This is a genomic window from Lentibacillus sp. (assembly GCF_035301925.1).
In the GTDB taxonomy this organism is placed as follows: domain Bacteria; phylum Bacillota; class Bacilli; order Bacillales; family Amphibacillaceae; genus Lentibacillus.
Window position 1 is genome coordinate 55314 of sequence record NZ_DATGTI010000088.1, and the last position, 8712, is coordinate 64025.

Genomic DNA, 8712 nt, shown 5'->3' on the forward strand with positions numbered 1-8712 from the left:
AAGAGATAAGCTCTCCTCGCATATACTTTCATTGCAGCGTCAGTAAAGTTAAAATCCAGGGTATCACTATAAAACTTGGTGAAAGCCAGGTTTTTCTAAAAAAGTTTCAATGATTCGTATAAAATTCGTTAGATTAGGAGATACTAAGCTAACGGAGGTGGGGACATGGAACGAAAAAAAGAAATGGAACGGTGCGGTATTTGCGAAGAAGAAAAGGAATGGGGCATTCATTTATATAAACTATTCATTTGCTGTGAATGTGAAAAAAACATGATTCATACCGAACCACGCGAAGAAAAATATCGCTATTATCTGCAAAAATTAAAAAATATGAATCAACCAACACTATATTCCTAATCACTCAATAGGTCTCCTGCAAAATCTTTGCAGGAGCCTTTTTTACTGGATTATGATAAATTGAAACTTCATTCAACAAGGCGCTCTGTCCCTGTTGAATGTTAGTTGAACCGAATCGGGCATTTAAGGTCAGTTTTCCCCCGTTTTTTGGGGGATTACTGACCATTATATGCGGGGTAAAGTGAAACTTCATTCAACAAGGCGCTTTTTCCGCTGAAGAAGAGGAACAAAGGTTAAGAAGCAACGTCCTCGAAAAAGGAAAGCACTTTTTCTTCGTGCGATGCATCGCTGCCGCAGCTTTCCTTGTCCTGTTGCAACGCCTTTGTGACCTGCATTGTAAAGGCCCGAAGAGAATCGGACATTTACGGACAGTCAGCCGCCGTTTTCCGGCTGGTTACTGACCATTACATATGGGATGAAAGATAGACATGCAAAAAAGGACGGATGGATGATGAACAGTAATCAGAAAAAAACACCTTTATATGATGCTCTGAAACAGTTTGCTGACAGCAGCCCGGTTTCATTTCATGTTCCCGGCCATGAAAACGGCCGTATTTTCCCGGACCAGGCACGGGAACATTTTGGGTCTTTATTGCCGCTGGATCTGACGGAGCTGTCAGGACTGGATGATTTGCATGCGCCAAATGGTATGATCAATAAAGCACAGGAGCTGGCTGCGGATTTTTTCGGGGCGAACCATACGCATTTTCTGGTTGGCGGCAGTACAGCAGGGAATCTGGCCATGATTTTATCAACAGTTTCCGCAGGTGATAAAATCATTGTGCAGCGCAATAGCCATAAGTCAATTTTCAATGGACTGGAATTGACTGGTGCAAGACCAATTTTTCTTTCGCCGGTGTTTGATGATTCTGTTAATCGTTATACGGCACCGGATATCGAAACAATGAGGAAGGCACTTAAGCAGCACCCCGAGGCCAAAGCGGTTATGTTGACCTATCCGGATTATTTCGGCAAAACATTTGAAATGAGAGAAATCATTAAGCTTTTCCATGAATATGATATACCAGTGCTGGTTGATGAAGCCCATGGGGTCCACTTTCCATCAAGCAGTGCGTTCCCGGATTCTGCACTGGCACTTGGGGCGGATGCAGTAGTTCAGTCAGCGCATAAAATGGCACCGGCGATGACGATGGGGGCTTATTTGCATACACGGACAGGACGGATTTCTGACAGCCGTATTCATCATTATCTGCAAATGCTTCAATCGAGCAGTCCGTCGTATCCTATTATGGCTTCACTGGATTTGGCGCGTTCTTTTTTAGCAAATTTAACAGCGCACAATCTGGCATTAATATTGGAAAGTGCCCATCAGGTCAGTAACATGCTTGATTCAAGCGATTATTGGGACGTCCTATGGGCAGATGATCCGCTGAAAATCACACTGCAGGTGAAACATGGAATGACCGGGAAGAAAATAGCCGATTTATTTGAAGCGCAAGGCATTTACCCGGAACTATCGACCCACACCCAAGTTCTGTTTATTCATGGGCTTGCGCCTTTTGATAAGTTTAATCATCTGAAAAATGCGGTCGGACATATCGGTACTCAATTAAAAAATACACCGAATCATGATATAATAAATACAAACAATCTTTTTACAGAACGTCTGATGGAGCTTGACTTGGATTATACAACAATGCACAAGCTTAGTGTAACGCAAGTTCCGTTTCAGCAATCGGCTGGATATATCGCGGCAGAGGCTGTCACGCCATATCCGCCCGGAATACCTCTTATCCTGAAGGGTGAACGAATTACCCGTCACCATATTCGGATATTGGAAGCTTTCCATCAGCAAGGTGTTCATTTTCAGCATTTGGATATAAACAACGAAATAAATGTTTTTCAAATAAGAAGATGTTCAAAATAAAGGAGCAACAGCACGTGGACGGTTATTTTATTACATTTGAGGGTGGCGAAGGATCCGGTAAGTCATCTATTCTAAAATCAGCTAAAACAAAACTTGCGGATCTAGGGCTTGATGTCCTGGCAACTCGGGAACCAGGCGGCATTGAAATCGCCGAAAAAATCCGTGACATCATTCTTGACCCGGACCATACCGCAATGGATGCACGGACAGAGGCTTTATTGTTGGCAGCAGCCCGCAGACAGCATTTAACGGAAAAGGTTCTGCCTGCCCTTGAGGATGGAAAAATTGTGCTCTGTGACCGGTTTGTCGACAGCAGCCTTGCCTATCAGGGATTTGCCAGAGGACTTGGTATTGATGAAGTGTTTTCGGTTAATCAGTTCGCCATTCAGGATTTGATGCCGGATATGACCCTGTTTTTCGATATTGCACCGAAAAAGGGACTGGCCCGCATTGCGGCGAATGAGAATCGGGAAAGAAACCGTCTTGATTTCGAAAATATCCGGTTTCATGAAAAAGTTTATGAAGCGTATCAAGTACTTGTGTCAAAATTTCCTGATCGTATTCAGGTTATCAATGCGGATCAGCCATTTGCACAAGTTGAGTCTGAAGCAGTTTCATATATTGATGCCTATTTAAAAAATAAGTAAAGGAGGGTGGAGGCGTGAAATTACTCATTGCAGTTGTTCAGGACAAAGATACCAACCGTCTGCTTGATGCATTAGGTGAGGAAAATTTTAAAATCACCAAACTGGCGACGACCGGCGGCTTTTTAAAAGAGGGCAATACCACGCTAATGATTGGCTGTGAAGATCAATATGTCGATCAGGCACTGAATGTCATCAGGGATAATTGTTCCAAACGCGAACAGATGGTAGCACCGATTTCACCAATGGGTGGCAATGCTGATTCGTATATTCCAAAACCGGTCAAAGTCGAAGTCGGCGGTGCAACTGTATTTATCCTCCCAATCGAACAATTTATGCAGTTTTAGAACAAAAGAAGAAGACTAAGGGGGCTGAACTGATGAAAGTCAATCCGGAATTGCAATCAAAAATGGATACAGCAAGAAAAGCACAGCTATCACCTGCAGAAAGCCGTCAATCATTTAATGGAATGGTTCAGTCCCAAACTCATGAGCTGAAACAGCAGGAAATTCAGCAGCTGATGAAGAATATTACGGTACAGGGTGATAGGCTTGCCCGCTTTCGTTCTTTTCGCGACTTGGCTAAGTTTAAACGAATGGTTAAACGGTTTTTGCAGGAAACCGTATATGATGGACTGGCGTTACAGACATCACACCATTTCAGCATGGAGGGCCGTAATCAAAAGCTGGCAATTGTCAAAGAAGTGGATGAAAGACTGGTTGAATTAACGGAAGAAATCATGAATCAGGAACGAAAAACGGTGGACTTGCTTGGCCTTATCGGGGAAATAAAGGGTCTATTGGTTAATCTATATACGTAAGTAAAAAGAGGGAAAGAAATGACAACGTGGTCTGAAATAGCCAAAATCCAGCCGCTGGCAAGCAAAATCATCACTAACAGCATTAAAAGGGACCGCGTTTCTCATGCCTATTTACTCCAGGGGGAACGCGGAACAGGAAAAGAGGCCATTGCACTACTGCTGGCAAAAACGCTATTTTGCAGTAATCGTTCTGGTGTCGAACCTTGCCGGGAATGTAATGAATGCAAACGAATTGAGTCAGGCAACCATCCTGACGTACATTGGATTGAACCTGACGGACAGTCAATTCGCAAAGAACAGATTGAACATTTGCAAAAAGAATTCACTTATTCGGGTCTGGAATCCGATCAAAAGGTCTATGTTGTAAAGGGTGCTGATACGCTGACACCAAATGCGTCCAACCGTATTTTGAAGTTTTTGGAAGAGCCATCCAAAAAGACAACTGCCATACTCATGACCGAAAACAGTTCATCGATCATTCCGACAATTCATTCACGCTGTCAGGTGATTGATTTGAAACCGCTCAACCCGCAAACTGTTCAACGGCAATTAATTGATTATGGCTTTCCTCGAAGGACGGCTGTCTTACTCAGTACCCTAACCAATAACCTGGATGAAGCGATATCGCTTGGTGAAGATGAGTGGTTTGCGCAGGCACGAAAATTAATGATACAATTAATAGAAACGATTTCAACAAACCCGAATGATGCTTTTTTGTTTATCCACCAGCAGTGGATGCCGCATTTTAGGGAACGCTCGCAGCAGGAACAAGGATTGGATTTGCTGCTGCTGGCATTTAAGGATATACTCTATTGTCATATTGGCAAAGAAGATAATACGGTCGTGTTTGCGAAGGATGACGGGAAAATTGAAAATCTGGTGATGTTCTTTTCACAGGAAAAATTGCTTGATATATTGAATAAACTGCTTGATGCGAAACGGAAACTCAGGCAAAACGTCAACCCGACACTTGTGATGGAGCAGCTCACCATTCAAATACAGGGGTGATTGAGTGATTGACGTAATCGGCGTCCGTTTTAAAAAGGCGGGTAAAATATATTATTTTGATCCGGGAAACAATGATATAGAAGTTGATCAATATGTTGTTGTTGAAACGGTTCGCGGTATTGAGTTCGGAAAAGTTGTCATTACGAATAAGCAGGTTGATGAAGAGGATGTTGTGCTTCCGCTTAAAAAAGTTATTCGTTTGGCGGATGAAAAGGACAAATTAACAGTTGTTGAAAACAAGGAGCTTGCTGACAAGGCGCTGGCATCATGCACCAAAAAAATTAAGGAACACCAACTGGATATGAATCTGGTAGATGTTGAATATACATTTGACCGCAATAAAATTATTTTTTATTTTACAGCAGACGGCCGGGTGGATTTCCGGAACCTGGTGAAAGATCTGGCAGCAGCATTCAAAACACGAATTGAACTCAGACAGATCGGTGTGCGCGATGAAGCAAAGATGCTGGGCGGGATTGGCCCATGTGGCAGAATGCTCTGCTGCTCAACATTTCTTGGGGATTTTGAACCGGTATCCATCAAAATGGCTAAAGATCAGAACCTGTCATTAAACCCTGCAAAAATCTCCGGGTTGTGCGGCCGGCTCATGTGCTGCCTGAAGTATGAGAATGATGACTATGAAGCGGCAAAACGTGAATTGCCTGATATCGGCGAACATGTTAAAACGCCATATGGTGAGGGCAAAGTAGTCGGTTTGAATATTCTGGAACGTGTTATTCATATCGAATTACCTGAAGATGAACGTGTGATCGAATACACGTTAGATGAAATGATCGATGAGGGCATTATTACAGCGCAAGCCACAGAATAGTGGGGTGATAAGCGTGTCAAAACGGCAGATTTTCGATCAGGTATCCGATATGGAAACACAAATTGGTGAATTATATGAACAGCTGGGTGATTTAAAAGGAAAATTAAGTGACCTGCTGGAGGAAAAACATCGTCTGGAGATGGAAAATTACCATTTGCGTAGCCGTCTCGAGCAAGCTGATGATGATTTTAAGGAAAATAAAATGGTGAATGACACCAGCAATATACCCGGAGAGGGTTACGATAACCTGGCAAGGCTTTATGAAGAAGGATTCCATATTTGCAATGTGCATTTTGGCACGCCACGGCGAGAAGAGGATTGCTTATTTTGTCTTCAGTTTCTCAGCAAAACCAAATAGTGTATTATAGAGCTGTCTCTATCCGGTAGAGGCAGTTTTTATATCGCTTAAAGAACGGAAGTGTTGAATGGTACAGCTATTTGATGGTGAACGACTTGATTACTTATTGGCAGAGGACAATATGCATATTATTCAGAGTCATGAGGTGTTTTCCTTTTCCCTAGATGCTGTATTGTTGGCTCATTTTGCTTATGTGCCGATCAAAAAGGGGCATATTCTTGATTTATGCACCGGAAATGGTGTGATACCATTATTGTTATCACGGCGGACATATGCTTCAATTACCGGCGTTGAAATACAGGAGCGGCTTGTTGACATGGCAAAACGGAGTGTCGAGCTGAATGGGCTTAATGACCGGTTAACCATGATTCACGGTGATTTAAAAGATATGAAGACTGTTTTGGGGCACAGTGCATTCGATGTGGTGACGTGCAATCCACCATACTTTCCGACACCTGCTAAAACGGAGCATAATCGGAATGACTACTTAACGATAGCACGGCATGAAGTTCACAGCACGCTGGAAGATGTCGTTAAAGCCAGCAAACTGCATGTACGGCCAGGCGGGAAGGTTGCAATGGTACACCGCCCCGGCAGACTGGTGGATATTATCACGTTATTCCGGCAATATAAAATTGAACCGAAACGGCTTCAGTTTGTCTATCCTAAACGCGGAAGGGATGCCAATATGCTTTTGATTGAAGGGATCCGGGATGGCAGTGCTGATTTGACGATTTTACCGCCTTTATACATCTACAATGATGATAATACGTATACAACGGAAGCAGAGGGAATCATTTATGGAAAACAATGAACATATCGTTTATATTCTGAAATGTGCCGACAACACACTTTATACCGGCTACACAAACGATTTGGAGCATCGCCTCAGGATGCACGAGGAAGGAAAGGGTGCTAAGTATACGCGCGGCCGCGGCCCGTTTCAGGTCGTTTTTGTGGAAAAGTTTCCGACAAAAAAGGAAGCCATGCAGCGGGAACATCAGATCAAACAGCTTACCCGAAAAGGAAAAGCCCAGTTAATCCGGGATAAGCTGAAAGAAGTGATGACCTATGAAAATTCAAAAGAGTTTTAGCGGACAGGAACAGCATACGGTTTATGTTGTGCCGACCCCGATCGGGAATCTGGAGGATATCACTTTCCGGGCATTAAAGACATTGAAGGACGTTTCTGTGATTGCTGCGGAAGATACCAGAAATACGAAGAAGCTGCTTCATTACTTTGACATCAAAACACCACTTGTCAGTTACCACGAGCACAATAAAGAAAGCCGGGGGAAACAGCTGATGAACCGCCTGGACAATGGTGAATCAATCGCGGTTGTCAGTGATGCGGGTATGCCCGGCATATCAGATCCGGGTTTCGAATTGGTACAGCAAGCGATTGAAACGGATTATCCGGTCGTTGTTTTACCTGGCGCAAATGCCGCATTATGTGCACTCGTCGGGTCAGGACTGTCGGCAGATGAATTTTTATTCTATGGGTTCTTGCCCCGTAAGAAGAAAGAAAAAGAAGCTGAACTGGAGCGGTTAAAGCGGTTAAATGGGACACTGCTTCTGTATGAATCGCCTTATCGAATAAAAGATACGCTAAAAATGGTGCATGCACATTTGGGCAACCGGCAGATCTCAATCGCCCGTGAACTGACGAAGAAATATGAAGAATATATTCGCGGTCATGTCGCTGAGCTTATTGACTGGGCTGACAAAACGGAACTGAAAGGTGAATTTTGTCTAGTCATTGAAGGGACTTCCAATGAATCAGCACCGAAAAATAAGCTATGGTGGAGCAGCTTTTCAATCGTTGAACATGTCACGCATTATATGCGTCAAGCGGACCTTTCCAGTAAAGAAGCAATCAAACTTGTTGCAGCGGACCGCCAGATGTCCAAACGTGATGTTTATCAGGCATACCATATTGACCAGAAGGAGTAAGCCCTCTACAACTATATCAAAGATTTTGATGGAGCTTCCAAAGTTTTTGAAGGGGACTTCTCGGCAAATCTGTTAAATTAACGATTAAGAATAACAGTACCAAAAAAACGGCTGACGTTGGAAAACCAATGCGTCAGCCGTTTTTCGAACATACAGTCGCTGTCATACAAGATTTAGTTATTTGTCTAATTGTGATTGGATTTCTTCAACAAGTTGTTCTGCACCTTCAGGGCTGAGAACGATTTTACCGTTTGCCAGTGAGAAATTATCATCGGATGTTTCCCCAGTAATCTGACACGTCATATTCGGCGTGTATTTTTTTAATACGACTTTGTCATCATCGATATAAATTTCCAGGGCATCTTTCTCGTTAATGTCAAGTGTACGGCGCAATTCGATCGGAAGGACGACACGGCCGAGTTCATCAACCTTCCGAACAATTCCGGTAGATTTCATGTTTTCCATTTCTCCCCTCTAATAGCTTTTTTATGCCATTCTAAAATTTTTCGGCATGTTTCGACACTTGCTTATGGAATATAGTACCAGCCATTATGACCGGTGTCAATAAATATATCACACATGATTAACATAAATATGAAAATTCACGCAACTAAACAATTCGTTTATTTTTTGTTAAAATGACGGTTATCAAGAAAAGCGCTGATAGTCTGTGAATGATTGGCAAACGGTTAAAAAATAGCTACAATAGAAATAATGATGAAGGAGGAAAGCCCATGCCAAACACAACGAAAACATTCTATATAACAACCCCAATCTATTACCCAAGCGGCAATCTGCACATCGGACATGCCTATTCAACGGTTGCCGGTGATGCCATGGCACGCTATAAAC

General features: G+C 42.9%; 13 protein-coding genes. 12 read left to right on the forward strand and 1 reads right to left on the reverse strand.

Going from position 1 to position 8712, the window contains the following annotated elements:
• Positions 1-165: 165 nt before the first annotated feature.
• From VK080_RS07940 to rsmI, 11 genes are all read left to right on the forward strand, one after another.
• A complete protein-coding gene (locus VK080_RS07940) occupies positions 166-357 on the forward strand; it encodes a sigma factor G inhibitor Gin (protein WP_324224233.1) in 192 nt (63 codons plus the stop codon).
• Positions 358-805: 448 nt separating this feature from the next.
• Positions 806-2245, forward strand: a complete 1440-nt coding sequence (locus VK080_RS07945) for an aminotransferase class I/II-fold pyridoxal phosphate-dependent enzyme (protein WP_324224234.1) — start codon at positions 806-808, stop codon at positions 2243-2245.
• A 14-nt stretch (positions 2246-2259) separates the two neighbouring features.
• On the forward strand, positions 2260-2892 hold the full coding sequence (gene tmk / locus VK080_RS07950; RefSeq protein ID WP_324224235.1) for a dTMP kinase: 633 nt from the start codon (positions 2260-2262) through the stop codon (positions 2890-2892).
• Positions 2893-2906: 14 nt separating this feature from the next.
• The gene (locus VK080_RS07955; RefSeq protein ID WP_090240502.1) at positions 2907-3236 is read left to right on the forward strand and encodes a cyclic-di-AMP receptor; all 330 of its coding nucleotides are present in this window, start codon (positions 2907-2909) and stop codon (positions 3234-3236) included.
• Positions 3237-3268: 32 nt separating this feature from the next.
• Entirely contained in the window at positions 3269-3709 is a 441-nt protein-coding gene (locus VK080_RS07960) for a YaaR family protein (RefSeq protein ID WP_324224236.1), read from the forward strand.
• A gap of 18 nt (positions 3710-3727) precedes the next feature.
• A complete protein-coding gene (gene holB, locus VK080_RS07965) occupies positions 3728-4717 on the forward strand; it encodes a DNA polymerase III subunit delta' (RefSeq protein ID WP_324224237.1) in 990 nt (329 codons plus the stop codon).
• Positions 4718-4721: 4 nt separating this feature from the next.
• Complete coding sequence (locus VK080_RS07970; RefSeq protein ID WP_324224238.1) at positions 4722-5549, forward strand: stage 0 sporulation family protein; 828 nt, start codon at positions 4722-4724, stop codon at positions 5547-5549.
• A 13-nt stretch (positions 5550-5562) separates the two neighbouring features.
• Positions 5563-5907, forward strand: coding sequence for a DNA replication initiation control protein YabA (gene yabA, locus VK080_RS07975; RefSeq protein WP_324224239.1), 345 nt, complete (start codon positions 5563-5565; stop codon positions 5905-5907).
• A 67-nt stretch (positions 5908-5974) separates the two neighbouring features.
• The gene (locus VK080_RS07980) at positions 5975-6721 is read left to right on the forward strand and encodes a tRNA1(Val) (adenine(37)-N6)-methyltransferase (protein WP_324224240.1); all 747 of its coding nucleotides are present in this window, start codon (positions 5975-5977) and stop codon (positions 6719-6721) included.
• Positions 6708-7001, forward strand: coding sequence for a GIY-YIG nuclease family protein (locus VK080_RS07985; RefSeq protein ID WP_324224241.1), 294 nt, complete (start codon positions 6708-6710; stop codon positions 6999-7001). Before VK080_RS07980 ends, VK080_RS07985 begins: the two co-directional genes overlap by 14 nt.
• The gene (gene rsmI / locus VK080_RS07990; RefSeq protein ID WP_324224242.1) at positions 6979-7860 is read left to right on the forward strand and encodes a 16S rRNA (cytidine(1402)-2'-O)-methyltransferase; all 882 of its coding nucleotides are present in this window, start codon (positions 6979-6981) and stop codon (positions 7858-7860) included. The genes VK080_RS07985 and rsmI overlap by 23 nt, the downstream gene beginning before the upstream one ends.
• Before the next feature lie 177 nt (positions 7861-8037).
• Here the strand turns inward: rsmI and VK080_RS07995 are convergent, their stop codons facing one another.
• Complete coding sequence (locus VK080_RS07995; RefSeq protein ID WP_324224244.1) at positions 8038-8316, reverse strand: AbrB/MazE/SpoVT family DNA-binding domain-containing protein; 279 nt, start codon at positions 8314-8316, stop codon at positions 8038-8040.
• A gap of 278 nt (positions 8317-8594) precedes the next feature.
• On the opposite strand from VK080_RS07995, the gene VK080_RS08000 reads away from it, so the two are divergent.
• Positions 8595-8712: class I tRNA ligase family protein (locus VK080_RS08000; RefSeq protein ID WP_324224245.1), on the forward strand; the 118-nt coding region annotated here is incomplete at its 3' end.